The sequence below is a fragment of the Shewanella sp. SR1 genome, from assembly GCF_020447145.1.
In the GTDB taxonomy this organism is placed as follows: domain Bacteria; phylum Pseudomonadota; class Gammaproteobacteria; order Enterobacterales; family Shewanellaceae; genus Shewanella; species Shewanella baltica.
In genome coordinates, this window is record NZ_JAJAEF010000001.1 from 59,778 (window position 1) to 83,746 (window position 23,969).

The window sequence follows — 23,969 nt, forward strand, 5'->3', positions numbered from 1 at the left end:
CTGTTACACATTTGTGACATCTTTGTCAGCCTTTTATGATTTCTATCAATTCAAACACTTATACTGAATGGCGTACTTTATTTATGCAGGACTGGCGCAGCGAACAAGGAAGCTGCTAACATCGGTGCAGGCTAACGCAGCGTGTTAAATGCACGCCTAAGAATGGCAAGAAAAGGAATTTAACAATGAAAGTCAGCGATATTATGAGTGCTCAAGTCATCTGCATCAGTGATGGCGCCAGTTTGAAAGATGCCCACCATCTGATGCAAACCCGTGGCGTACGCCACTTACCTGTGATTTCTGAAATTGATGGCACCCTCGTTGGCGTACTCACCCATAAAAAGATGATCGCCAGCGTGATGACTATGTTGAATAAGTACGGCCAAGGCGCGCTCGAGCGCAAGGAACGATACACGCCGATCACAACTGTGATGGACCAAGACTTTCAGCATCTTACTGCCGACGAGCCCTTAACTGTGGTGGTGGAATATTTTATCGAAAACAAACTCGGCTGCTTGCCCGTTGTCGATGCCGATAAAAAGGTGCTCGGTATCGTCACGTCATCGGACTTTATCAAGCTGTGCCGTACCTTGTTGAAGCAGCAAAGTTAAGCTTATCAAACAAAAAGCGCAGCCTATGTTTGCTGCGCTTCCAATTCACCTCACCAAAACTACACTGCAGTAGCAGCGGGTATGCGAGTAAAACGTTGCCAACGGCAGGAGCGCCAGCGATACACCATAATCAGGCCGCGGATCCACTCATCGGCGGCGACGGCCAGCCAAGCGGCGAGTACGCCATAGCCTAAGTGAAGGCCAAATAACCAAGCCAATAATACCCCTATGCCCCACATGCTAAAGAGGCCAACCCGCACGGGGAACGCCACATCACCCGCACCTTTTAATGCCGAAATAATCACCAGATTAAACACCCGCCCCGTTTCAAGCGCGATAGAACCTGCCAGTAATAACGCCGTCAGTTGGATGACTTCCTCGTTCTCACTTAACCAGCCAACAATAGTGAATCGCTGCCAGTAGAAGACTAAGACTATGGCCAGCGAAGCGATAAAACCCACCAGACAGTAGCGTTGCACTCTCGCAGTGATTTCATCGAACCATTGTTTGCCGACATAGTATCCGGTCTGAATTTGCGTCGCCTGCCCTAGCGCCACCGCAAAACAATAAATAAACCGGCTGATGTTTAGGCCATAGGTATAAGCAGTGAGCGATAAGGTGCCCATCTGACTGATAAAATAGATGATTGTCATCTGCGCCACATTGTAAGACAGCATCTCACCGGCATTGAGTAGGCCGATACGCATCACACTCCAATAGGTGCTGCGCGGTAATAATTTAAGCCGTTGCAGTGGCAACGGGATCTTTTTATAGCGGATCACCATCAGCATGATCACAGCGCCAATGATCTGGCTGGTGACGGTGGAAATTGCCACCCCTGTTACCCCATAAACAGGCAAGTCAAAGGGAGAATACAGGGCAATATAGTTACCGATGACGTTCATCAAGCCTGTGCTTGAAGTAACTAACATGGCCGAGCGGGTAAAGCCGTAACTCCTTAGAATCGCGGCAAAAGCGATGTTCATGACCAAGCCTATACTCAAGCTGCCGCAAATCACTAAGTAGTCATATCCAAAGCCTGCCACATCGTGTTCAAGTGCAAATAGGCCGATAATCCCCTTAGCGCCGAAGAACATAGAGGCGCCCATGATCAAGGCGAGTCCTAAACTCAATGCGACACTTGCCACCCCGATATCGACAGCCTGTTGCGACTGACCTGCGCCATTGTTCTGGCTAATCAAAATACTCGCACCAGTGCTCACCATCATCGACATGACCATCATGAAGAACATCAGCTGAGTCGTGAGCCCCACCGCTGCAACCGCATTATCGGAATAGTGGCTAAGCATAAAAATGTCGCTGATCCCAAGCAGTGATTGCAGCAAGGTCTCGACAAAAATCGGCCAAGTGAGGGCGACTATGCTCATGCGTTGTTGCAATGTTTTAGGTGCTTTAGCCACGGAGAATTCCTGCAAATAGAGTACGGATAACGATGTGAGCACTGGCTCAATGTGTCGCTCAAACGGCATCTTGGCAACCTATATTTTAGCCAAGAGACTGAAAGCAACTTTCACAAACAGACAGCATAGTGTTAACTAACACACAATCAGGCGGAAATTTAAGCGCATTCAGCCAAGGGTCAATTGAGTTGGTAATTTTCTTACAAGTCGCCATACAACTCAATCTGTATTAATGAAAATATGCCGACTGCAACCGTATTCATTACTGAGTTGATGGCAGAGCTAAAAACAGGACTCATCACAGTATGTGAATTTAGGCTAACAAGCATCTAATCAATGAGCACAGAATCGGAGTGCGCACAACAAACCGAGCAAAGACAAATTGAGCAAAATTGTGACTCGGCAGAAATCATGTCAATGCGGCTAATCCGCTATTACTTCTCATCACTGCGGCTACCATTTCAATTAAACTGCCGATAAACTCAGCCCATTGCAGAACTGCTAAGCACACTGAAAAATGAGGGAAGATTAAATGAGCCAACTCTATTTAGAAGATGGAATTAAACAATTGGTTAGCGAGTTTATCGCGGCGGGTTGCCCATCGGTGCGAGAGCAAACCATTGAGCAACGTAGGCAAGGTTATATCGCCAGCACGGTACTCGCAGGTGAAGCGGAAGACGTGTTCGAGGTGCGCGCAGTTTCCATCGATGGCGCAGAATTAACCCTGTTCAAACCTTCGGCGGCAAAGGATTTACCCGTTGTCATTTACTACCATGGCGGCTGTTTTGTCAGTGGCGGCGTTGAAACCCACAATCAACAACTGCGTAAACTTGCTAATAATGCTGGCGCACTGGTTATTGCGGTGAGCTATCGTCTCGCCCCAGAACATGTTTATCCCGCCGCCCACGACGATGCCTGCCATGCCGCCGAGGTCATATATGCGCATTGCCAACAATGGGGTGGCGATAAGGACAAGATTACCCTGATGGGCGACAGCGCTGGCGGCCATTTAGCCCTAGTCACTTGCCTACGTTTAAAAGCCAAAGGGCAATGGTTGCCACAAAAGCAAGTACTTATCTATCCAATGCTCGATGCCACCGCTAAAAGCCAAAGCTATAGCGACAATGGCGAGAAATACATCATCACCCGCGACACCTTACTCACTGGATTTGATCTGTATTTAGATTGGCACCCCAGAACCGATGCCGAAGCCAGTCCGCTGCGAAGCGCTGACCTAGCGGGACTGCCCGAAACCCATATCATCACCGCAGAATTTGATCCGCTCGTCGATGAAGGAGAACAGCTATTTAGGCATCTATTAGAGGCTGGCGTGAATGCCCACTGCCGCCGCTATCTAGGGGTCATCCATGGCTTCTTCCAACTCTCGGGAGTGAGCCGCTCCGCACGGGATGCCATGGTGCAAGTGAGTAATATAGTGAAGAAAGCCTAACGTCATCCTTGATAATTAATTCCTTCATAAAAAAGGCTTTCTATTTAGATAGAAAGCCTTTTTAAACCGTTTGATATTCTGACTTAAACGGCTTTCTTTCGATACGCCAAAAACAACAAGACTATGCCAACGGCTAAAAACGGTAAGCTGAGAAGTTGTCCCGCACTTAGCACTGATTCAGAGTAAGCCGCTTGGCTGACTTTAATCGATTCAATCGCAATTCGCGCACTAAATACCGACACTAGGAACAAGCCAAAAATCGCGCCATGCCGTTGTTTAATCTGCGTAAATTGATACAGAGCATAAAGCGCGACAAAGATAGCTAAATAGGCAAAAGCCTCATAAAGCTGCGCCGGATGCCTTGGCAACATATCAACACGGGCAAATATAATGCCCCAAGGTTGAGTCGTTGGATCGCCTAAAATCTCTGAGTTGGCAAAGTTCGCCATACGCACAAAAAAGCCAAAAATGGCGGTGGCGATCGCGAGTCTATCCAACAAAAACAGGAATGGCAGCTTCACTTTGCGTTGGTAATAATACAGCGCTAGAATCGCCCCTACCCCCCCACCGTGGCTGGCGAGTCCACCTTCCCAAATCGCCAAAATCTTAAGCGGATGGGCAAAGTAATAAGCCGGATCGTAAAAAATACAATGGGCTAAACGCGCGCCCACTATGATGCCAACCACACAATAAATCAGTAGATTATCAAGGGACTCGACATCGAGGTTTTCCTTGATATAAATCCGCTTCATCACCTGAAAACCAGCAGTGATAGCAACAGCAAACAAGACTCCATACCAATGTATTTTTAGTCCCATAAACGAGATTAATACAGGATCGAGCTCCCACACTAAGTGTTCCAAATTCAATTACTCCTAACACTTGGTACATAGAGGTACGCCAAAAAGCCTGTTTTACGTGGTTAAACGCCAATAGACAAGCCTTGTCGCGGGGATATCTTACTATTGAGCCAAATTTAACGACACTGAGTAGCATTGATTTAGCCGAATGATGTTATTTCGACCGAATCGAACTCTCACTCATTAATGGGTTAATTCACGCTCTAATGAACGCGCCTTCGTTTTATACCACTATCGGCTCAGACGCTTGATGATTTCGCTGTGCTGCGGAAATTGAGCTAGTAACGTTTTTTGGCTAAATAACTCGAAATCATCGAAGGTAAAACCGGGGGACACCATACAGCCCACGAGCGAAAAGCCGGGTTGATTCATCGCCGAACCAAAGATACAGCCCTTAGGCACCAAAAATTGTGGTCGCTCGCCCGCCGCTAAATCGAGTCCCAATTGCGCCGTGGTTAACACGCCATCAGGGGCAATCATATAAATGGTGAGCGATTGTCCTGCATGGAAGTACCACATTTCATCGGCGGTTAGGCGGTGAAAGTGGGAAACTTCCCCCGTGCGCAGTAAAAAATAGATGCTGCTCCATAATGCCCGAGTCTGATCAAACGGCGTTTCAGAACGATAGGATGAGCGGTAATAGCCGCCTTCAACATGCTGTTCTAGTGCTAAATGTTCAATAAAATCATCGGCTGTATGCATTATAAATCCCTGGATAAAATTAAAACCGCAATTCAGGTTCTAGAGTCTACTCGAAAAACATCTGCTCACTAAGCATTGCGGTTTAGCTTTTTGAACATAAGCACACACGTTTAAGTTCAACATATCACTTTTGACTCGTTACAATAGAAAAGAGAGAGTTATGGTTTGTGGCATCAATCGCGCTGGCGACTTGGCAAAATCGTGACGACAAATAAATTGTACGGCGTGTCGTTATGGTTTGTTGTTCCCACCAAAAGCGGCTAGATTATTATGAATTAGCGGGATTCATTGGCGGCTAAAGCTCCAAAGAGCGGCTCGTAATGATGACTTGGACACGCAGACATAAAGTTAAGTGATTTTCCACAGGGATCTTAATTGATGATCAATATTGAACAGATGGCGTTAATCCTCGATGCACTGCCAGATCCTGCCTTAATATTGTCAAAAAGTGGTCGGTACGTGGCAGTTTTCGGCGGTAAAGATGGGCGCTATTATCACGATGGCAGTGGCTTAGTCGGTTTGTACCTTGCTGATGTATTAAACCCCGATAAAACAAATTACTTCTTAGGCATTATCGAACAAGCATTAGCTAGCCGAGCATTACTGATTGAAGAATATGAGCTCAGTAATAAAGATGTCAAAGGCTTACCCGACGCGGGCCCAGATCAACCCATTTGGTTTGAGGGGCGAATTCAAGCGCTAGACTTTCTCGTCAATGATGAGCCAGTGGTGCTCTGGGTCGCCAGTAATATCTCACAGCGACATGAGCTTGAACTGCAACTGCGTCAGCTCAGCGATACCGATCAGCTCACAGGGTTATATAATCGCCGCCGATTAGAACGTGACTTAACCGTTCAATTCGACACTTTTCAGCGCCACCGTACGCCCACCTCAATCTTGATCCTCGATTTAGACCACTTAAAGTCCATCAATGACCAGTTAGGCCACCATGCTGGCGATAAAATTATCATCGCCGTTGCTGAAACCTGTCGCACTCAATTTAGAAAAACCGATAGCGCGTATCGTTTTGGTGGAGATGAATTTGTAATTGCCCTGCCCGGTGTCGAACAGTCTCAGGCGGTTAAATTTGCAGAATACCTCTGCGATTGTTTTTACTCGGCACTGCAACAACATGCGGTTAATGGCTTGTTTGCCACCGTAAGTATCGGGGTCGCCAGCATAGAAGCATTGGATACCTCCTATGAAGACACGCTTAAGCGGGCCGATGCGGCCCTGTATCAAGCTAAACGTAACGGCAAAAATCGAGTTATCTCAAATACAGCCTAAGCGGGTTGAACATTTCAAAGCACACATAGCAATAACAAGCGCCCTTAATAAGTGATAGTCACAAGTGCTCATAAGAAGCACGCATCAAAAGACAGCAAACAAAAAAGCGAACCCTAAGGTTCGCTTTTAAACACATTAAGCTAATGCCAAATAACAGAATTAATTCGCGTCTGTCGCAGCTTTACGGGCTTGATGCAGCTTTTTATAGCTTTCAATCAATCTTAGATGTGGCTCAATTCCTTCGAGCTGCATGCTGGTCTTAGTCAGGCCATAAAAACGCACTTTACCTGTGACTGAGCCAACGACATTGTCCATCACTTCTTTACCGAACATGCGATTGAAGTTGTGGATAAAATCATCAAGTTCTAACTCGTCATCTAAGGTCACTTCCAATACAGCATTCATGGCTTGGTAGAACAGGCCGCGTTTAACGGTATTGTCGTTAAACTGTAGGAACTCACCAACTAGCTCAATCGCGTCTTCGTGCGCACCGAGCGCCAAATAAATCAGGATCTTAAGCTCGATAATCGTGAGCTGACCCCAAACGGTATTTTCATCGAATACAATGCCGATTAAGGTGCGGATATCCGTGTAGTTATCGAGTTGGCTTTCTTCTAAACGATTAACCAAATTAGCCAATTGCTTAGTGCTTAACGAATGCAGATTTAGGATATCTTCACGGTATGCCAGCGCCTTGTTGGTATTATCCCAAATCAAGTCATCAACTGGATAAATCTCAGAGTAATCAGGTACTAAAATACGGCATGCCGACGCACCTAAATCAGTAAACTCAGCGATATACACCTCTTTACCTAACTCTTCTAAGATACCAAACAGACCGCTGGCCTCTTCTTCGCTGCTGCCAGAGAAATCCCATTCACAGAATTCATAATCGAATTTGCTGCTAAAGAAACGCCATGAAATTACCCCTGTTGAATCAATAAAGTGCTCAACAAAATTTTCTGGCTCGCTGACCGCCATGCTATTAAAGGTCGGTTTTGGTACATCGTTTAAGCCTTCGAAACTGCGGCCTTGCAACAGCTCAGTTAAGCTGCGCTCTAATGCCACTTCAAAGCTTGGGTGCGCACCAAATGAGGCAAACACGCCGCCGGTTTTCGGGTTCATTAGGGTAACGCACATCACGGGGAATTGACCGCCGAGTGAAGCGTCTTTGATCACAACTGGGAAACCTTGCTCTTCTAAGCCGTTAATGCCCGCGAGGATACTGGGATATTTTTCAAGTACCTGCATTGGCACATCTGGCAGAACAATTTCTTGCTCAATGATTTGGCGTTTAACGGCACGCTCAAAAATCTCTGACAAACACTGCACATGCGCTTCTTGCAGGTTATTGCCAGCGCTCATGCCGTTACTTAAAAATAGGTTTTCAATCAGGTTAGATGGGAAGTAAACCGTTTCACCGTCAGATTTACGGGTGTAAGGAATCGCACAAATGCCGCGCTTAAGATTGCCCGAATTAGTATCAATCAAGTGCGAACCGCACAGCTCGTCGTCTGGGTTGTAAATCTCTAAACAATAGTCATCCAGAATACCCGCTGGTAGCGCATCGTCTTCTTCTAATGCAAACCACTTTTCATTGGGATAATGCACAAATTCGCTATTAGCGATCTCGGTACCAAAGAATTGATCATTATAGAAAAAGTTGTTATTCAAACGCTCAATAAACTCGCCGAGCGCTGAACACAGCGCGCTTTCTTTAGTCGCGCCTTTACCATTGGTAAAACACATTGGCGAAGCGGCGTCACGAATATGCAGCGACCACACGTTCGGCACTATGTTACGCCATGATGAGATCTCTATCTTCATTCCAAGATCGGCGAGCATGCCCGTCATATTGGCAATGGTCTGCTCCAGTGGCAGATCTTTACCCAGAATAAAGGTGCTCGATGCGCCATTAGGCTGGCCCATCAGCATGGCATTGGCGTCTGCATCTAGGTTTTCAACGGTTTCAATCTTAAATTCTGGCCCCGTTTGTACCACTTTTTTAACGGTACAACGGTCAATTGAACGCAAAATACCTTCGCGATCTTTATCGGAAATATCTTCTGGCAATTCAACCTGAATTTGGAAAATCTGGTTGTAGCGATCTTCAGGATCGACAATATTGTTCTGCGACAGTCTGATGTTATCCGTTGGAATATCGCGGGCTTTGCAATACACCTTCACGAAATAGGCCGCACACAGGGCTGACGACGCTAAGAAATAATCAAACGGACTAGGAGCAGAACCATCACCTTTGTAGCGGATCGGCTGATCGGCGGTAACGGTAAAATCATCAAACTTGGCTTCAAGTCTAAGATTGTCGAGAAAATTAACTTTGATTTCCATTGAATATGATTTCCACTAAATATGCGAGTCTGTAGCTGCCCATCGACCAAGTCGCGTCATTGGTAATGAGTCATTAAGGGGGAATTATCGGTGTTTTTAGCCCATTAGTCTTGGGTTAATTATGTTAAAAACCACAATCGGGGCATTTGCGGCTTAGCTTAGTGGGTTGAATAGCAGGTTTGAGTTTGAACTGAGATTGAATAACAGGAAAACAAAGTAAGCCAATTAGTCGCTGAGTAAAACCAAGTGCAAGAACAAATTATTGATGTTTTTCAGTCTCTCGCTTAACCAACATAAAGGTTAAATACATTTTAGTCGGTAATGACAACGCCATGCCAAAGGCGACACACATGGCACTGAGAATAATCCCCTGCACGCCCATCGCTTCAACAGTGTCATTAAAATTATGCAGATAAATACCCAGCGCAATAAGACAAATACCCACACTAATGCAGATTTTCAGCGTTAAAATCAGCTTTTCATTCGTCACTGTTCCGCCCTTACCCTTCGCCGCCATGTCACTTTGCTGCCGACCCGCTGCAAGTTTAGATACCTGCTCAAGGTTCGCGAAAGTCTAGCCGCCATTTGCATCAAGTTTAACTAATATAGTGGACGCATTTTCCATATAGGGCCTTGATTAAGATCAACCAAAGTGACCCAACTTAAGGTATACCCAACCCATTAGGCATAAAAAAAAGCGTGCTTTTTGTCATTTACATTATATTTTTGTTAACTTAAGCACTTAAGAATATGGGAAATTAGCTATACTGCCCTGCAATAAAAGGATGTTCATCACGGAGTCATCAAGCATGTCTAATTTCAGTTTACGTAACAAATTACTGCTGTTATCGCTGTTCCCGTTAATCTTGACCCTGTGCATACTCATGACAGTTTCTTACTACGTCGAACAAAGCGCCCTTGCCGATGAAGTCACAACGTTTAGAACTAAGCTTATCGGTGAACGTAAAACCCAAATAAAAGAAGCCACCGAAATTGCCGCTGGCATAGTACAATATCAGTTGTCTTTAAAAGAAAATGGCAATGTAAATCAAGCGCTCCGTGATATCCGTTTTGGCAGTTCAGGCTACTTCTTTATCTACGACTCCCAAGGCAAAAACCTATTCCATGCCGTCATGCCCAACCTCGAAGGGCAAAATAAAATTGATATGACAGATCCCCGCGGCACAAAAATCATTGTTGGTTTACTCGATGCAGCTAAAAAGGGTGACGGTAACTTCTCGTTCTATTTCCAAAAACCCAATACTAATGAGCAAATTGAGAAAATCGGTTACTCCATGATGATCCCTGGCACAGATTGGATGCTAGGCACGGGCGCTTATATCGATGATATCGACGCTGTCGTTGAGGATTATCGTGCAACGGTCACAGAGCAAATGATCGATAAGTCCTATGCCATTCTGTTAATTGCACTGTTACTCGCTGCGATTACTGCCGTCGTTATTCTCGCCACCGCCCAGCGCATGGTGGCACCGATTAAAAATATGGCGGACAACTTAAACGATATCGCCAAAGGCGAAGGTGATTTAACTAAACGCCTCACAGTGAAAGGTGAAGATGAAATAGCGCAACTAGGTCAATCCTTTAACCTGTTTGTCGATAAGCTCCAAACCATCATAGGCGATGTGGCAAACGCGACCGCTAAAGTTAAAAGCGCGGCCAACGCGATTCACGATCAAACCAAAGTCATGTCGAGCCAGCTCATCAGCCATAACAATGAAACCGATCAAGTGGTTACCGCTATTACTGAAATGTCAGCCACCGCCAGCGAAGTAGCGCAAAATACCACGCAAGTGGCCGAAGCGACCCATGCCGCAACAGGCGATGTGGCCAATGCCCAGCGTTGCGTCGATGCTTCTTTAGAAGAAATATCCGCGCTCATGGCGCAAATCAACAATGCGGCTGGCAATATTCAATCCTTGAGCGAACAGTCGAAGAAAATCAATAACGTGCTATCTGTTATTGGCGGCATCGCCGAGCAAACTAACCTATTAGCATTAAATGCCGCCATCGAAGCCGCTCGCGCCGGAGAACAGGGCCGAGGCTTTGCCGTGGTGGCCGATGAAGTGCGCAACTTAGCGAGCCGAACTCAATCAAGCACGCTAGAAATCAATGAGATGCTATCCGAACTGCACAAGCTTGTGGCGCTGGCGGTGAAAACGATGGAAGAAAGTCAGCAAAGCTGCGTACGCTCGGTAGACTCTTCTCGCGCAATCTCCGAAAGCCTAGGCTCAGTGACATCGGCGGTCACGGCAATCAACGACATGAGCACCCAAATTGCAACGGCGGCTACGGAACAAAGCTCTGTGACCGAAGAAATCAACCGCAACGTGTTCGCCATCCAAGAGATTGTGAATGAGTTACTTCATTCCAGTGAAGATGCTGCCAGAGTCAGCCAAACCGTATCGCAAGAAGGGATTAACCTCGGAAAACTCGTCGGCCAGTTTAAGATTTAAACTTATTTTCAATGGGTTGCAAGTTAAATAAGACATAGCAACCCATTCATTTTCTGAAAATGTGGGATAAGGTCCCAGCCTTGCTGAGGCCGAGTGCTGTGGATTGTTGATTGTTGATTGTTGATTGTTGATTAAGAGTTGGAGGCACTGCTTTTAATTTCAAAAAGTAAAACTTAAATCCCGTTACCTACGTATATAACCCAAATACTCAACTCAGTAGAAGTGACCATGTTTTCAATCTTTAAGAAAAATCCCTTAAAAAAGTTAACTCAGCAATACAATGCCAAGCTTGAAGAAGCTATGCATGCACAGAGAAAAGGCGATATTCGATCCTACTCAATGCTGACCGCAGAAGCCGAGCAAATCGAAAATCAAATAAAAGTGTTAGAAAAAGCAACCCAGCAATAGAGGCGCATAGCGAGAACGCGAAGTAAGCAAACTACCAAGAGTCGGCTTGAAAACGTGCCAATCTGGCCTCTGTGATAGTGCATTGGGTCAGTTGCATCAACTCACCTAAAGTGATCGCGGGGTTGTCTGTGATAAGTCGAATCAACTTAGCGTCTAAGGGCTCTAGTTTATCCGCATGTTGCAGCAGGGCCGTCTCCAACTTTTTGATAAGATAACCAAACTGGCCATCTTTAGCCGTTAACTGCTTATCTGGTAACGACTCGGCTTGTAAATGCGCACTGCAGGATTGGATCTTAATCGCCCCACCCACCATGCACCAATTCCTCGAACGTCGCACACGCTTAAGCTCGCAATCATATTGGGTTGCAATCGCTTGAGCTTGTTTAACCGCCTCCCGTCCAATTCGATGAATAAGCGAGGGCAGCGAGATACTGATGTCGTCGTTCATAACTCTTGATTAATAACTCTGATTAATAGCTGTTGGATAATCGCTGTTGATCTATAGCCGCTCGTTTAGAACTGTTGATTTATCGCAGATTTTTATAGCTATAGGATAAAGCCTGCTCGACTTAACATTCAAGCGCCAGAAAATACCACGCGCGAAAGTGTAGCACTGTATCCTCGCAGGCGAATAAGGTTGACGAACAGATACCGCCATACTTATCCATGCTGCGCAATCAGTCACAGTTAAAGTCTTGAGCGTTGCGCTGGGATTGCCTACAATAGCGCACGCTTTTTCACTATAGACAATGACAGATCACGACCATGACCGACACAACATCATTACCCGCTTTACCGGATCGCCTTTCCGTTAACCCACGCAGCCCACACCATGTGGCAGAAATTTTCGAGCACGATATCGGTATTAAGCTCAACGGCAAAGAACGTTTTGATGTCGAAGAATATTGCATCAGTGAAGGTTGGGTAAAAGTGCCAAGTAAATCCTTGGACCGTCGCGGCCAACCACTTTTATTGACAGTAAAAGGCACAGTAGAAGCGTTTTATCGTTAAGACGTGTGCGTACCGATAATACCGGTATTGCTGTAGATGTAGTGGCCAACAAGATTTGGTCACTACACTCAACGCCTCATTACTTTGGGCATTACAGTGTAAGCAACTCACGGATGGATGCTTAACAAGTCACAGTGACAATACTCAAACAAGGATGTCATGATGAATTCGAATCAATTAATACTTATCGGGCTGGGTTTTGCACTTATCATTTTACTACCGCTACTCTTACGCATTTTCACCAATCTGCTTGTCCCATCTTCTGATAATACCTATCGCTACCGTAAACAAGACGCCCTATTTTCCAGTGCTGAACGCTCATTCCTCGGGATATTAGATCAAGCCGTGGGCGACCAATACCGAATACTCGGTAAAGTGCGCATCGCCGACGTTATCACTCCAGAAAAAGGCATGAACCGCAGACATTGGCAAATCGCCTTTAATAGAATTTCCGCCAAGCACTTCGATTACTTACTCTGCGATAAACACACACTTGAAGTTATCGCCGCCATCGAACTCGACGATAAAAGCCACAAGCAAACGCGCACTCAGCAACGCGACCTCCTCATCGAACAAGCCTGCGAAAGTGCTAAGCTGCCATTAATCCGCTTCGACGCCAAACGCAGCTATCAGTTAGAACTTATTCGCAGCACCATACACACCGCCTTACCCGCTAAAACTCACGTCGCTGAAGAATCATCACTCATACTGACGGCGAGCAAAACTTAAGCGCTACAAAGCGTGCTCAATCGCCTGTTGGTTAACTCTGGTCATTCACACTAAATTGCAGATATGTTCGAGCGCGATAGTGGTATTAAGCTCAGAGGGCAAAGCACGTTTTGATGTAAGAGAACTTTGCCTGAGTGAAGATAGGGGGAAGTGCCAAATTAATCTTTAGACCGTCGCTAACCATCGCCGCCAATCACATTACTCACGGTGCAACGCCCTACGACAGGCGATGGAAAAATACCAAACGAGCAGGTTAGTGACATCAGATAAAGCCAGTAACTAACAATTTACTCTGGCCCAATTTATACGTATTCTCATTTAAAAATGTTTTCAGCGTGCTAACGTACTCCGTCTGATTGGCATGATAATTTAATTTACGATGAGAGCATTATGATCAATCAGCTGCAGGAAAAATATCAACTGTCGTTATTGTTACTGCTGAGTTCTGTCGCCGTGATGGGTGTTTTCCCCTTTGTGGTGATACGTTATCTGAGTGGCAACTACATTGCGGCAATCATTGATATAACGCTGATCATAGGGATGATATCGTTCGTCGCTTATGCGCATTATTCCAAAAAAATCCGTTTGGTGAGCGCAATATTGGCGGTGTTTATTAATACCGGTGTTGTCGTCATCGTTGTCGCTAACGGAATAGGCAGTTTTTTGTGGATTTACCCCGTTTTTGCCAGCACTTTTATTTTAGTTAAACCGATTGAAGCCTTTTTAATTAACGTCGTTGCCAGCATTGCACTGGTGGCGCTGGCTAACATTTTTGACGTCATTTCACTATTCTCGTTTGTGATCACCATCTTGATGATGTCGATGAGCGCCTTTGTGTATGCTTTGCACGGCGTGAAACAGTTTCGCTTGCTCGAAACCCTCAATAGCGTTGACCCGCTCACTGGCGCATTTAATCGCCGAGCCATGGGCTCAGATATGGAGGCGGCCTTATCCAACGCAGAACGCAATGGCGTTAAACACTTGCTAGCCATTCTAGATTTGGACTACTTCAAGACAGTAAACGATAAGTTCGGCCATGCTGTTGGCGACCAAGTACTAAAGCGTTTTGTGGCGATTACGACATCGCACCTTGGTAAAAACGATCGACTTTATCGATTCGGTGGCGAAGAGTTTGTCCTTTTAATCCCCGAAATGAGTGAACAAGATGAGTTTATTCAAAATCTTAGAATGGCGATTAAAAAAGAGTTAACAACACCCGATGGCAAAGAAATCACAGTGTCATTTGGTGTCGCACCTTGGGTGCCAGGAACCACAACAGATACTTGGCTGCAGCGTGCGGATGAAGCGCTTTACCTCGCCAAACAAAGAGGCCGCGACTGCGCAGTCTTTAGCAAAGAATAGTATTTAGCCACGAGCAGTATTTCGTTATTGCTCGGAACAATGCCTACCAACAACCCGCTTTAATTTGAATAAGTGAGATTGAGCTCATTGATAGCAGAAATCAAAGCTCCCTTGTACTTTGTTACTCACGCTCCTCATCAGCCATAAACCCAATAACGACGCAGTAAACCTGTGGTTCAAGCAACTCAGCTGTTATCACTCAGTGTGAACCACTCATTTAATCCGGTAATCAATTTATAAGTTTCGGCTAAAAAACTCAGTCAACTTATTCCATGGGATAAGTGCGGTTCTATCATACAAATCAACGTGGCCTGCGCCTTTAACATAGTAAAGCTCCTTTGGCTCGCCCGCTAATCGATAGGCTTCTTCACTAAACTCCTTTGAATGGGCCTTATCGCCAGTAATAAACAACATTGGCCGTGGTGAGATGGTTTCAATATCGTTAAACGGGTAGAAGTTCATAAACTTTATATTGCTGGTCAGCGTTGGGTGAGTGGTTAACTGTGGTGACGAGCTTGCTGGCGTATATTCGCCCCGTGGCGTGCGATAAAAATCGTAAAACTCGCGCTGGATTGGATGAGTATCCTTATCTAACTGATGCACTGTCCCGCTGGTATATTCAATTTCACCGCCGCCGAACTCAAGGTCACGCTGTTTCGCGGCCGCTGCGATAAGCTTTTTACGTTGTTCAATAGTTTGTGAGTGGTTTAGGGCATGACGATTTACTGCGCCCATGTTGTACATGCTCACTGTCGCGATAGCTTTCATCCGCGGATCAATCTTGGCCGCACTAATCACAAAACTACCACTGCCACAGATACCCAGCACGCCGATGCGAGTACCATCTACCAAAGTTTGAGTGCCCAGATAATCGACCGCTGCACTAAAATCCTCGGCGTAAATATCGGGCGAAACCGCATTACGGGGTTGGCCTTCGCTTTCGCCCCAAAATGACAAGTCTAGCGATAAGGTAATAAACCCTTGTTCCGCCATTTTTGTGGCATATAAATTAGCACTTTGCTCTTTTACCGCGCCCATTGGATGACCGACGACTATCGCTGGATGAGTCATTTTTTTATCGAGGTTTTTGGGGATAAACAGATTGCCTACAACCTCCATATTATATTGATTTTTAAATGTCACTCGCTGCATAGCCACGCTATCGCTTTGGTAGAAATTATCGGCGCCATTAGACATATCCTGCGCGAATGCAGGCAGGCTTGCCGTTGATAACAGGCCTAGCATGATTATTGCCTTAGTGATTTTATTTAAATTTTTCATATACATTGTAGGTTTCCTATTCTGAATCATCGCTATTTTGAGCTTGCTCTATTCGTACTGTGATATCACTATCGCCCATGAGGGCATCAACACTTCCATCTATCTGACCAAGGCGGATGAGTCCGCGCGAATAACCAAAGTTGTGATAGAAAAAGGCCAGGTTTCCCCAAGGCGCAAAATACGCAATGTCGCCCACTTTGGGGGTATAACCTTCTGGCGCGTCTTTATGCGAAAGCTTTGCCGGTAAATCAGCAATTTTCTCGGTGCCGTTGTAATCCGCAAGCGTAAGGTCCAAAGGCAATAACGTCACAAAATCCCGAGCCGCCTGCGTGTTTTCAAGCGTTGCGGTTAATGTTGTGTCTGCGATGATGATGCGTATCTTTATCGCACTCTTTTTTGCAAGCGGCATAGTCATAGACTCATTGTATTGGCTCGCTGACGCAGAGGTCGCAGCGGATGCGACCTCGATACTGGCCATTAACAGCAATAAAACCATGGGCATCCGTAAAACCAAAATGCTTAAGCATCGAATACCCATAATCCACACTCAGGTTCAGCTAGCGCGTTAGCGTGGCGTTGTCGATAACAAACCGATACTTCACATCGCCCTTCAGCATGCGCTCATAGGCGGTGTTAATCTCGTCAGCGCGGATCAGTTCAATATCCGACACTATGTTGTGCTCAGCACAAAAATCGAGCATCTCTTGGGTTTCACGCATCCCGCCTATCATTGAACCCGCAAGGCTGCGGCGTTTCATGATCAGATTAAACGCATTGGGCGAAGGATGATTTGTTGCAGGTGCGCCAACTAAGGTCATAGTGCCGTCGCGTTTTAATAGGCTTAAAAAAGCGTCCAGATCATGGGGAGCCGCAACGGTATTTACAATCAAATCTAAACTCTGCAGATGCTTCGCCATTTCATCGGCATTTTTGGAAACAACCACTTCGTCGGCACCCAAGGCTTTGGCCGCATCACGTTTAGATTCTGAAGTGGTAAATGCCACAACATGAGCCCCCATGGCATGGGCGAGCTTAATCCCCATGTGGCCAAGGCCACCAATGCCGACAATACCGACTTTTTTACCCGGTCCCGCATGCCAATGGCGCAGCGGAGAATAGGTGGTGATACCCGCACACAGAAGTGGAGCCACTGCCGCTAATTGCGCTTGTGGATGACTGATACGCAGCACATAACGTTCATCAACCACGATTTGTTCCGCGTAGCCACCGAGCGTATGACCAGGCGTATCATGGGTTGGGCCGTTATAAGTACCCACCATGTGATCGCAGTAATTTTCTTGATCATCAATACACTCATGGCAGTGCTTACAGCTATCAACGATGCAACCCACGCCAACCAAGTCACCCACGTTGAATTTTGAGACATGTCCGCCCACGGCGGTCACTCGGCCAACAATCTCGTGACCGGGAACGCAGGGATATAAAGTGCCCGCCCATTCCGAACGGACCTGATGGAGATCTGAGTGGCACACGCCGCAGTAGTCAATGCTGATCTGCACATCATCCTCACCGGGTAGGCGTCGCGTAATAGTCATAGGTTCCAGCGGTAAATGGCTGGCATTTGCACCAAAAGCTTTAATCTTCATAGTAAAATTCCTTCATTATTGAGCGTGAAGCAGCGGTTCTGGCGTTGAACGTTGGGTCCAATACGCCAATAAAGCAGCCGCCGCTAACAAGGTTGCACTCAGCAAAAATGTGCTGTGGTAACCATTAAAATCAAATAGAACACCGCCTAAGGTTGAGCCCAGCCCGATAGCCAATTGGATAACCGCCACCATTAAGCCGCCACCGACCTCAGAATCTTCCGGCATAGTTCGCGCAAGCCAAGTCCACCATGCAACGGGCGCCGCAGTGGCAACGCCGCCCCACAATGCAAGCAGCGTCGTTACGGCAACACTGCTATCGCTAAACAGGATTAACGCTAAAGCAATTACCGCCATCACCAACGGAATAAAGATTAACGTGCGGTAGAGATTGTTTTTCAAAAACACACTGACTAGCAGCGTCCCCATAAAACCCGCGACGCCCATCACCAGCAAAATGAATGACAAGTTATTGCTCTCTACGTGGATAGCGGTTTCCAAAAACGGACGCACATAGGTAAACAACGCAAACTGCCCCATAAAGAACAACACAATCGCCAACATTCCCAATCGAACCAACGGCTTGTTTAATAGAGAAAACACATTCGCAGAGCCAGCAACGCGTTTTTCGGGTTTCATCGCAGGCAAACTAAACCACATCCACACAAACGCGATCAGTGCGACGGGCACTAAACCGAAAAAGGCGCCTCGCCAACCAAGATGCGCACCAAGGTAACTGCCCAGCGGCGCAGCAATCACCATAGCCAGCGCGTTGCCACCATTGAATATCGCCAAGGCTTTAGGGATCTTTTCCCTTGGCACCAGACGGATCGCCGACGCGCCAGACAAAGACCAAAATCCACCAATCACGACGCCAATCAAAGCTCGGCCCAGCATATAAACTGCGTAGTTGGGGGCATAAGCAATCACAATGCCCGATACCAACATTAACGAAATGAGCCCAAGTAGGAGTGACTTACGATCCGTATCTTTAGCAATTGACGCGATACTCAAACTGGTTAACACGGCAAAAAAACCCGAAATTGCAATGCCCTGCCCGACCAATCCTTCACTCACATTCAAATCCGCGGCAATCGGTGTCAGTAAACTAACAGGCATAAATTCCGAGGCGACCAAGGCAAACACGCATAACGACATCGCCAGCACGCCACTCCAATTTGCCGTTTGTTGTTGACTTGCTTGTTGAATCGCACAGCGTGGTTCTGACGTTTCGCATACCTGAGTGGTCATTACATACCTATCAATGGTTAAATTTAAATCTGATTGACTTTGTAGTCGCTATTGTTTCAAATGCACTGGAACCTTACTAGCTAATGAATGCTTATAGAGCTTATTAGCTCAGCTAATTAAAGTGGTGTAAAAAAACAGTATGATGAAACGGAATCTGAACGATCTTTTGTGCTTCGTCACCGTCGCTCGCGAAGGCAGTTTTACCCGAGCCGCCGCCTTGCTCGGCGTCACCCAATCGGCACTGAGCCAAGCGATCAGTGGTTTAGAAACCCGACTTGAAATCAGGCTGTTAACGCGCACCACTCGCAGCGTATCGGCGACAGAAGCAGGCGAACGCCTGTTAAATGCGATAGGTAATCGATTTGATGAAATTGAATCCGAGCTGGATGCATTAACGGCCATGCGTGACAAACCTGCCGGAACAGTGCGGATCACCTGCGGTGATTTCGTGCTGCGAACCTTACTCATCCCAAAACTGTCGCCATTACTCCACAATTATCCCGATATTAAAGTCGAATTCGATGTAAATTATGGCTTTAGGGACATAGTGGCGGATCGCTTCGATGCCGGCATCCGCCTAGGCGATACCATAGATAAAGACATGATCGCGATCCCTATCGGCCCCCATCAAACAATGGCAGCCGTGGCGACTCCCGCTTATTTTGCACAGCATCCCATTCCCAAACACCCACAGGATCTTATCGAGCATAATTGCATTAACATTCGCTTCCCGACCCACGGTGGTTTGTATGTATGGGAGTTTGAAAAAGACGGCAAGCAATTGAATGTGCATGTGGACGGCCAACTTATCTTTAATGCGTCGCACCATATCGTCGATGCAGCATTGCAAAGCAACGGTATCGCTTACCTGCCTGAAGCAGAGTTTGAACCCCATATCAAAGCAGGGCGTTTAGTCAAAGTCCTTGAAGACTGGAGCCTGTCTTTTGCTGGCTATTACTTGTATTACCCCAGTCGCCGCCAACCCTCCCCCGCTTTTACACTCGTCGCCGACGCACTGCGTTTACGCTAAGATTTACCCCTTCCACAAGCGGTCAATCACAACAGCAAGAACGGTCACTCATATGAAAGTGCTCAATTTTATTTAACTTTTGTGTATATCTGTGGGTTACGAGTAAGAGCAAAGAGAAGAGATAAAAAGCTCGAACGCAATAATTCAAAGACATTACTGACCAAACCATCCTATTCACTTTCAACATTAGTAATTAAGCACTGTCATTCCAGTGACTCGCAGCAAGTACGTCCTTGTATGCTCGAACGTGGCATCCCTGCCACGGACGGTCCCTTACATGACAGTGCCTAATCTTGCTTAACTTCTGTATATATCTGCGGGCTCGACTAAGAACAAATAGAAAAGCAAGGATTGGCGTCTGAAACGCGACTCTACAATGTCGACCAGCTAGAACTTTTTCTAGTGCTATTGAGCTACAAGTCATTATTTAAAATACGTATTGTGATAAACATCATTGATTAAACCGTATAGAGCAGGTTAAAGTGTGACCACTCAGGGAAATGCAGGGCAAACTCGGACTCAATCATCGAGCACGCCATTTAAGGAAGAAGAAGCAAATCAGCAATGTGCGCCCAAACTCTTAGCAGACAAGTCTGCCACCACTTTCCAAAACTATAAGTAAATTTTATTAGCGGGTTATGTCATCAATTTAACTATTGACTCGCATTACTTCAGGGACGTAAATGACCGATTTCAGCAACAGTATGTTATCCCTAGCGATAATACTCTCCAGCATGTTTGCCATAGTGGGTGTCATGTATGGCTTGCTGAAATATCGCGATGCAACCGTAAAACTACCCGTCGATCGTGAACAACTCGCCCGCATTCCCGCTTATGGTTTACAGCAACAAATACAAGATCTGCAAATGGACTTAATCGGAAGCATGCTGATGGGCGCGATGATAGTATCCCTACCGTTTGCCGTCAGCAGCCTTAAAGCCCACATCACAGTCGGTCAATTTCCGTGGATATCTGTCACAACGGGTTTAATGGGATTAGCTTATTGCGGCTTTAAAACATGGAAAAACTTTTCAAAGCTCACCAAATTACGTCTAGGCCACACAGCAGAAATTGCCACAGCCAATGAACTCATAGGCTTACAAGCACTCGGTTATCAAGTATTTCACGATGTCCAAGCCGACGGCTTTAACATCGACCATCTTGTGGTAGGCAAAAATGGCGTATTCGCCATTGAAACCAAAGGCCGCCATAAACGAAACAAAGACCTACTCCAAACCAATGGAAATGGCCCAGGCTCTGGTAAAAAAAGCTATCAAGTATTTTACAAAGACGGGCGCTTAAACTTCCCCTCGTGGACAGAAACCAAACCCATAGAACAAGCGCAGCGCCAAGCAAAGTGGGTCAGCCAATGGTTAACTAAGGCCACAGGAACACCAGTGACCTCAACACCAGTACTCGTATTCCCCGGCTGGTATGTCACGAGTCAATCAAAACCACCGTTCCCGATCGTCAATCACAAACAATTAGTCGGCACTATTCCAACCCTGCGAACCCAAACCCTCAGCCAACAGCAAGTCGACCAGATTATTTATCAAGTCGCACAAAGGTGTATGAGTAAAGGCGAGGTGGGGAAATGATTATGTTAATTGTAACGGAGTATTTAATACGACTATCTACTGATAAATTGATTATCTTATTACGTGTATAAAAAGGAAAAACTATAATAACATGGACATACAAGAATATTTCACTAAGTTAAACTCTGAATCTCAAGAAGTATTTAGTCGAACTATATTAGAAAAAGAAAAAATAGGGATGATGCATCATTTATCATCTTGTATTTATGAATTTTCAAATTATATACTTGACCCGCAAGAAAAAGGGATTTTAGAAACTGTTAGCGCGCAATTAGAGTCAGCAACTTTTAACTTAACACTTGGATTATATAGGCAAGCATTTTCATCGTTAAGACTAGCATTTGAAATGGGATTAGCCGCCATATACTTTTCAGCTAACAAAATGGAATTACATGAATGGCTTAATGGTTGCATTGATATAAAATGGTCAAAGTTAGTGAGTGAGGACAATGGTGTTTTATCAAAAAGATTCTCAAACGCATTTTTTAGTGAACTATCTGAACATGCAGAAGATTATCGAAAAAATGCGATTTCTGTATACAGAAAACTTTCAGAATATGTACATGGGAACAATGAAACATGGGTTAGTAGCGGTATAAAACTAGGTTATAAAAATGTTTTATTTGAGAAATACTTTGAATATTACAAATCAGTCACAGAGATAATACTATTCACCGCCACTTGTAGATATGCAGGATTGTTTGATGACTCTACAAAAGAGTCGTTACAATTTATACCTGAAGATTTTAATCATATACCTCAAATCAGACAAAAATTTGGTCGCACATAGGATAAGACATGAGTGAATTCTATCTAAGAACAGAAAGTATAAAACAATCAGATATATTAAGCCTATCCGTTGTCAATGCTGCTGACAGAGGCATTATTGATGCCTTGAAATCTAATGAGCCATGCCTTCTAGAAGGTTCCAGAGGCACTGGAAAATCATTTCTTATGCGAATAGCTGAGTTAGAAATAGAAGCAGAAAGCACCTCTTGCATAACCGTTTTTGTTCCATTCAATATGAGCTCTTTAATTAGTACTGACGATAACCTTCAGTTTTACCATTGGATGATGGCTAAAACACTTAAGTATCTTCTTAATAAATTGAGAAAAAAGGGCGTAGTAGTTTCTGGTCTTAGTGCAAATCTACTAAGTAATGATGGTAATAACTCTGACGATAGTGTCGAAAAAAGTTTGAAAGAAATTGTAGAGCTATTTGAAGATTCCTACAAAGGGCAGAAATCAATTGATATTTCAGTACTGCCTGATATTGAAGATGTCAAGGAGGCCATACAAACAATCTGCGAAGAAAACAATCTTAATAGAATTGTGTTCTTTTTCGATGAGGCTGCTCATGTATTTAGACCTGAACAACAACGTCAATTTTTTAATCTATTCAAAGATCTTAGATCTCCATATATAACATGTAATGCAGCAATATATCCAGGAGTAACACACTTTGGTGACTCTTTCGAGTTAATTCATGACTGTATATATAAAAAACTAGAAAGAAATATTTCCGACGTAGATTACCTACAATACTTCAAAGATATTGTATTAAAACAATCTGATGATAATTTAAAAAACGAAATTGACAAACAAAGAGAATTATTTAACACCTTAGCTCTATCTTCAGGTGGAAACCCAAGAATGTTACTAAGAACACTTCAGGAATTAACAAAAATAAATACAAGCAATGTTAATGCTGAGATAAAATCTTTTTATAGAAATCAAATATGGGCTGAACATACTGATTTAGGTGAAAAGTACAAAGGACACAGAGGTGTAATTGACTGGGGAAGAGATTTTCTTGAAAACTCGGTGATCCCTAGAGTTGAAGAGTACAATAAAATTAGAAAAGACAAGGGAATTAATGAATCTTCAATATACTTCTGGATTCATAAAGATTCTCCAGAAGCAGTAAAAGAAGCCTTAAGACTTCTAACATATACAGGAATTGTGAGAAAAATTGATAGTTCTGTAAGAGCAACACGAGCTGAACTAGGCACTAGATATGAGATAAAGTATGGATGCATGCTTTCTTTAGAAAGTTATCCTCACACTGAATCCTTAACATTTTATAAAAATCTAGCATTAAATAAATTCCCCGAGTTTGGGAAAAACCACAGTTCATTTTCTGGAAGTGAAAAACTACTTAATAGTAATGATGAATTGCAATATGAGGAGTCTTTAAGATCACTATTAAAAAAACCAATAGATGTATTAATTGCACTCACATCATGGCAAAAAGAAAAATTAAAAACAGCAGGAATTAATACTATTGAGGAACTACATAAAAACTCGGAAGAGAGTTTGATCGAAAATATCTATGGTGTTGGCCCAGCCAGAGCAAGAACCATGAAAAATGCAGCTACAGCTGAGCTTCTAGAATATATATCTGGATAGTAAGTTTATGCAATAATTATGTTTCACTTTAAATCAATACAACATTATAAATATATTTTTAAGTAACTTTAAATTTAAAATGAGAGAAGCCATAAATCACACCAGATACAGCATTGTTACACCAGTGACCTT

General features: G+C 44.7%; 22 protein-coding genes. 12 read left to right on the forward strand and 10 right to left on the reverse strand.

The annotated features are described in order from the left end of the window. Positions 1-185 precede the first annotated feature (185 nt). Positions 186-611 carry an HPP family protein gene (locus KV201_RS00275; protein WP_226058188.1) on the forward strand — a complete coding sequence of 142 codons (426 nt, stop codon included), beginning with the start codon at positions 186-188 and terminating at the stop codon, positions 609-611. A 59-nt stretch (positions 612-670) separates the two neighbouring features. Here the strand turns inward: KV201_RS00275 and KV201_RS00280 are convergent, their stop codons facing one another. Next, on the reverse strand, positions 671-2,032 hold the full coding sequence (locus tag KV201_RS00280) for an MATE family efflux transporter (protein WP_226058363.1): 1,362 nt from the start codon (positions 2,030-2,032) through the stop codon (positions 671-673). Positions 2,033-2,564: 532 nt separating this feature from the next. Here KV201_RS00280 and KV201_RS00285 point away from each other — a divergent pair. After that, positions 2,565-3,482 carry an alpha/beta hydrolase gene (locus tag KV201_RS00285; protein ID WP_226058189.1) on the forward strand — a complete coding sequence of 306 codons (918 nt, stop codon included), beginning with the start codon at positions 2,565-2,567 and terminating at the stop codon, positions 3,480-3,482. An 83-nt stretch (positions 3,483-3,565) separates the two neighbouring features. Here the strand turns inward: KV201_RS00285 and lgt are convergent, their stop codons facing one another. Beyond that, positions 3,566-4,345 carry a prolipoprotein diacylglyceryl transferase gene (lgt, locus tag KV201_RS00290; protein ID WP_226058364.1) on the reverse strand — a complete coding sequence of 260 codons (780 nt, stop codon included), beginning with the start codon at positions 4,343-4,345 and terminating at the stop codon, positions 3,566-3,568. Positions 4,346-4,573: 228 nt separating this feature from the next. Continuing rightward, complete coding sequence (locus KV201_RS00295) at positions 4,574-5,044, reverse strand: cupin domain-containing protein (protein WP_226058190.1); 471 nt, start codon at positions 5,042-5,044, stop codon at positions 4,574-4,576. A 378-nt stretch (positions 5,045-5,422) separates the two neighbouring features. On the opposite strand from KV201_RS00295, the gene KV201_RS00300 reads away from it, so the two are divergent. After that, positions 5,423-6,331 carry a sensor domain-containing diguanylate cyclase gene (locus KV201_RS00300; RefSeq protein ID WP_011845791.1) on the forward strand — a complete coding sequence of 303 codons (909 nt, stop codon included), beginning with the start codon at positions 5,423-5,425 and terminating at the stop codon, positions 6,329-6,331. 159 nt (positions 6,332-6,490) lie between these two features. On the opposite strand, the gene KV201_RS00305 is transcribed toward KV201_RS00300, so the two are convergent. Together KV201_RS00305 and KV201_RS00310 are read right to left on the reverse strand one after the other, a co-directional pair. After that, on the reverse strand, positions 6,491-8,680 hold the full coding sequence (locus KV201_RS00305; RefSeq protein ID WP_226058191.1) for an OsmC domain/YcaO domain-containing protein: 2,190 nt from the start codon (positions 8,678-8,680) through the stop codon (positions 6,491-6,493). Between the two features lie 259 nt (positions 8,681-8,939). Further along, positions 8,940-9,170, reverse strand: a complete 231-nt coding sequence (locus KV201_RS00310) for a hypothetical protein (RefSeq protein ID WP_006080209.1) — start codon at positions 9,168-9,170, stop codon at positions 8,940-8,942. Positions 9,171-9,489: 319 nt separating this feature from the next. Between KV201_RS00310 and KV201_RS00315 the strand changes: the two genes are divergently transcribed. After that, the gene (locus tag KV201_RS00315) at positions 9,490-11,154 is read left to right on the forward strand and encodes a methyl-accepting chemotaxis protein (protein WP_226058192.1); all 1,665 of its coding nucleotides are present in this window, start codon (positions 9,490-9,492) and stop codon (positions 11,152-11,154) included. Between the two features lie 228 nt (positions 11,155-11,382). Next, positions 11,383-11,562, forward strand: coding sequence for a DUF6435 family protein (locus KV201_RS00320; RefSeq protein WP_226058193.1), 180 nt, complete (start codon positions 11,383-11,385; stop codon positions 11,560-11,562). Between the two features lie 31 nt (positions 11,563-11,593). Here the strand turns inward: KV201_RS00320 and KV201_RS00325 are convergent, their stop codons facing one another. Continuing rightward, positions 11,594-12,010: a ribosome recycling factor family protein gene (locus KV201_RS00325; RefSeq protein ID WP_012588553.1), complete on the reverse strand. Its 417-nt coding sequence runs from the start codon at positions 12,008-12,010 to the stop codon at positions 11,594-11,596. A 317-nt stretch (positions 12,011-12,327) separates the two neighbouring features. On the opposite strand from KV201_RS00325, the gene KV201_RS00330 reads away from it, so the two are divergent. The 3 genes from KV201_RS00330 (at position 12,328) to KV201_RS00340 (ending at position 14,664) form a co-directional block, all read left to right on the forward strand. Continuing rightward, complete coding sequence (locus tag KV201_RS00330; RefSeq protein ID WP_006080205.1) at positions 12,328-12,573, forward strand: DUF3297 family protein; 246 nt, start codon at positions 12,328-12,330, stop codon at positions 12,571-12,573. Between the two features lie 162 nt (positions 12,574-12,735). Continuing rightward, complete coding sequence (locus KV201_RS00335; RefSeq protein ID WP_226058194.1) at positions 12,736-13,302, forward strand: DUF2726 domain-containing protein; 567 nt, start codon at positions 12,736-12,738, stop codon at positions 13,300-13,302. Positions 13,303-13,692: 390 nt separating this feature from the next. Next, positions 13,693-14,664, forward strand: a complete 972-nt coding sequence (locus tag KV201_RS00340) for a GGDEF domain-containing protein (RefSeq protein ID WP_226058195.1) — start codon at positions 13,693-13,695, stop codon at positions 14,662-14,664. Between the two features lie 234 nt (positions 14,665-14,898). Here the strand turns inward: KV201_RS00340 and KV201_RS00345 are convergent, their stop codons facing one another. The 4 genes from KV201_RS00345 to KV201_RS00360 form a co-directional block, all read right to left on the reverse strand. Continuing rightward, complete coding sequence (locus KV201_RS00345) at positions 14,899-15,945, reverse strand: alpha/beta hydrolase (RefSeq protein WP_226058196.1); 1,047 nt, start codon at positions 15,943-15,945, stop codon at positions 14,899-14,901. A gap of 16 nt (positions 15,946-15,961) precedes the next feature. Next, positions 15,962-16,441: a cyclophilin-like fold protein gene (locus KV201_RS00350; protein WP_226058197.1), complete on the reverse strand. Its 480-nt coding sequence runs from the start codon at positions 16,439-16,441 to the stop codon at positions 15,962-15,964. Positions 16,442-16,502: 61 nt separating this feature from the next. Further along, positions 16,503-17,552, reverse strand: a complete 1,050-nt coding sequence (locus tag KV201_RS00355) for an NAD(P)-dependent alcohol dehydrogenase (protein ID WP_226058198.1) — start codon at positions 17,550-17,552, stop codon at positions 16,503-16,505. 15 nt (positions 17,553-17,567) lie between these two features. Beyond that, entirely contained in the window at positions 17,568-18,800 is a 1,233-nt protein-coding gene (locus KV201_RS00360; RefSeq protein WP_226058199.1) for an MFS transporter, read from the reverse strand. Between the two features lie 139 nt (positions 18,801-18,939). On the opposite strand from KV201_RS00360, the gene KV201_RS00365 reads away from it, so the two are divergent. From KV201_RS00365 to KV201_RS00380, 4 genes are all read left to right on the forward strand, one after another. Beyond that, the gene (locus KV201_RS00365) at positions 18,940-19,830 is read left to right on the forward strand and encodes a LysR family transcriptional regulator (protein WP_006080194.1); all 891 of its coding nucleotides are present in this window, start codon (positions 18,940-18,942) and stop codon (positions 19,828-19,830) included. Positions 19,831-20,513: 683 nt separating this feature from the next. Then, positions 20,514-21,428, forward strand: coding sequence for a nuclease-related domain-containing protein (locus KV201_RS00370; RefSeq protein WP_226058200.1), 915 nt, complete (start codon positions 20,514-20,516; stop codon positions 21,426-21,428). 91 nt (positions 21,429-21,519) lie between these two features. Continuing rightward, entirely contained in the window at positions 21,520-22,218 is a 699-nt protein-coding gene (locus KV201_RS00375; protein WP_226058201.1) for a hypothetical protein, read from the forward strand. An 8-nt stretch (positions 22,219-22,226) separates the two neighbouring features. Beyond that, the gene (locus KV201_RS00380; protein ID WP_226058202.1) at positions 22,227-23,837 is read left to right on the forward strand and encodes a hypothetical protein; all 1,611 of its coding nucleotides are present in this window, start codon (positions 22,227-22,229) and stop codon (positions 23,835-23,837) included. Positions 23,838-23,969: the final 132 nt, after the last annotated feature.

Bases quoted from the DNA above. Each gene is read 5' to 3' on its own strand.
- KV201_RS00275 (WP_226058188.1), top strand. From the start codon at position 186: ATGAAAGTCAGCGATATTATGAGTGCTCAAGTCATCTGCATCAGTGAT.
- KV201_RS00285 (WP_226058189.1), top strand. From the start codon at position 2,565: ATGAGCCAACTCTATTTAGAAGATGGAATTAAACAATTGGTTAGCGAG.
- KV201_RS00295 (WP_226058190.1), bottom strand. From the start codon at position 5,044: ATGCATACAGCCGATGATTTTATTGAACATTTAGCACTAGAACAGCAT.
- KV201_RS00300 (WP_011845791.1), top strand. From the start codon at position 5,423: ATGATCAATATTGAACAGATGGCGTTAATCCTCGATGCACTGCCAGAT.
- KV201_RS00305 (WP_226058191.1), bottom strand. From the start codon at position 8,680: ATGGAAATCAAAGTTAATTTTCTCGACAATCTTAGACTTGAAGCCAAG.
- KV201_RS00315 (WP_226058192.1), top strand. From the start codon at position 9,490: ATGTCTAATTTCAGTTTACGTAACAAATTACTGCTGTTATCGCTGTTC.
- KV201_RS00320 (WP_226058193.1), top strand. From the start codon at position 11,383: ATGTTTTCAATCTTTAAGAAAAATCCCTTAAAAAAGTTAACTCAGCAA.
- KV201_RS00325 (WP_012588553.1), bottom strand. From the start codon at position 12,010: ATGAACGACGACATCAGTATCTCGCTGCCCTCGCTTATTCATCGAATT.
- KV201_RS00330 (WP_006080205.1), top strand. From the start codon at position 12,328: ATGACCGACACAACATCATTACCCGCTTTACCGGATCGCCTTTCCGTT.
- KV201_RS00335 (WP_226058194.1), top strand. From the start codon at position 12,736: ATGAATTCGAATCAATTAATACTTATCGGGCTGGGTTTTGCACTTATC.
- KV201_RS00340 (WP_226058195.1), top strand. From the start codon at position 13,693: ATGATCAATCAGCTGCAGGAAAAATATCAACTGTCGTTATTGTTACTG.
- KV201_RS00345 (WP_226058196.1), bottom strand. From the start codon at position 15,945: ATGAAAAATTTAAATAAAATCACTAAGGCAATAATCATGCTAGGCCTG.
- KV201_RS00350 (WP_226058197.1), bottom strand. From the start codon at position 16,441: ATGGTTTTATTGCTGTTAATGGCCAGTATCGAGGTCGCATCCGCTGCG.
- KV201_RS00355 (WP_226058198.1), bottom strand. From the start codon at position 17,552: ATGAAGATTAAAGCTTTTGGTGCAAATGCCAGCCATTTACCGCTGGAA.
- KV201_RS00360 (WP_226058199.1), bottom strand. From the start codon at position 18,800: ATGACCACTCAGGTATGCGAAACGTCAGAACCACGCTGTGCGATTCAA.
- KV201_RS00365 (WP_006080194.1), top strand. From the start codon at position 18,940: ATGATGAAACGGAATCTGAACGATCTTTTGTGCTTCGTCACCGTCGCT.
- KV201_RS00370 (WP_226058200.1), top strand. From the start codon at position 20,514: ATGACCGATTTCAGCAACAGTATGTTATCCCTAGCGATAATACTCTCC.
- KV201_RS00375 (WP_226058201.1), top strand. From the start codon at position 21,520: ATGGACATACAAGAATATTTCACTAAGTTAAACTCTGAATCTCAAGAA.
- KV201_RS00380 (WP_226058202.1), top strand. From the start codon at position 22,227: ATGAGTGAATTCTATCTAAGAACAGAAAGTATAAAACAATCAGATATA.